Here is a 1,538-nt window from a genome sequence, read left to right on the forward strand (position 1 = left end):
CCACAACAAGGGGTTACCCGTGATCCTCGTGGTGACGCCATCGCGATGGTAATAGGCCAAGATAACAAAGTAGAGTTACGTAAACTGACAACAGGGCAAGCGATTGGTGATAAATGGTTGGTTACCGAAGGATTGCAACCCGGTGATCGCGTTATTTTAACCGGCTTACAAAAAATAAAACCAGGTATTCAGGTTAAGGGACAGGAGATTGATCATCCGGCATCCGATACAGTTCCACAATGAATATACCCTTTGTCTTTGAAGTTGCCTTCAGCTGCCAGGGCGACCGACCGATGAGCGTAGACATACTACGTGATTCGGCTAGCACCCACAGCCAACAACGCGGCGGCTTCAAAGGCAAGGGTATAAAAAAATTCAGATATCTCAGTTTAAATAGGAGCCGATAATTCATGACTAATTTTTTTATAGATCGCCCTATTTTCGCTTGGGTTATTGCCATCATGATTATGTTGGTGGGAAGTGCGGCAATAATGATATTACCGATTGCACAATATCCTACTGTAGCCCCCCCCACCATTAGCATATCCGCCAATTATCAAGGGGCTGATGCGGCGACCGTACAAAATACAGTGACGCAAGTTATCGAGCAAAAAATGAATGGTATCGATAATCTGCTGTATTTATCTTCTAGTAGTGACTATTCAGGTAATGTAGAAATTTCTTTAACATTTAAACCCGGTACCGATCCGGATGTTGCCCAAGTACAGGTGCAAAATAAATTACAGCTGGCAATGCCGCTACTGCCCCAACAGGTTCAACAACAAGGGGTTGAAGTTGAAAAATCAAGTGATGCCTATTTAATGTTTCCCAGCTTTGTTTCTGAAGATGGCTCCATGCAACAAGAAGAAATTGCTGATTATATTGCCACCAATATTAAAGATCCTATTAGTCGAATATCGGGTGTCGGTGATGCACCGCTTTTTGGCGCACAAAACGCGATGCGTATTTGGATGGATCCGAATAAACTCAATAGGTTTAAGTTGACACCTGTTGAGGTCATTCATGCCATTCGCGCGCAAAATGATCAGGTGGCAGTGGGGCAGCTCGGTGCTACTCCTGCGGTACCAGGCCAACAACTTAACGCTTCGATTATCTCTCAAACTCGCCTCACTTCAGCAGAAGAATTCAACCAAATTTTACTCAAAATCAACCCTGATGGTTCACAGGTACGTTTAAAAGATATCGCTACTGTTGAGCTTGGTGCTGAAAGTTATAACATGATTATCCGTTATAACGGCAAACCCGCGACAAGTTTAGGGATTAAATTAGCCACTGGGGCTAACGCATTAAAAACGGCAGCGGCAGTCAAAGAAGAATTAGATAAACTGCAGCAATTTTTTCCGCCGGGTTTAAAAGTGGTTCATCCGTACGATACCACCCCTTTTGTAAAAACCTCTATTAAAGGCGTGGTGACCACGCTCGTTGAAGCAATTATTCTCGTTTTTCTCGTCATGTATCTATTTTTGCAGAATTTCCGCGCAACCCTGATTCCAACAATTGCAGTCCCAATCGTTTTA

At 43.6% G+C, this 1,538-nt stretch carries 3 protein-coding genes; all 3 read left to right on the forward strand.

The genetic code is table 11. The annotated features are described in order from the left end of the window. A partial coding sequence (locus REG_RS14820; protein WP_039907995.1) for an HlyD family secretion protein occupies positions 1-243 on the forward strand: 243 nt, incomplete at its 5' end. Continuing rightward, a complete protein-coding gene (locus tag REG_RS13430; RefSeq protein WP_176603489.1) occupies positions 240-407 on the forward strand; it encodes a hypothetical protein in 168 nt (55 codons plus the stop codon). The genes REG_RS14820 and REG_RS13430, both read left to right, overlap by 4 nt. A 3-nt stretch (positions 408-410) precedes the next feature. Further along, positions 411-1,538: efflux RND transporter permease subunit (locus tag REG_RS14825; protein WP_039907997.1), on the forward strand; the 1,128-nt coding region annotated here is incomplete at its 3' end.

Source organism: Candidatus Regiella insecticola LSR1 (assembly GCF_000143625.1).
Classification (GTDB): domain Bacteria; phylum Pseudomonadota; class Gammaproteobacteria; order Enterobacterales; family Enterobacteriaceae; genus Regiella; species Regiella insecticola.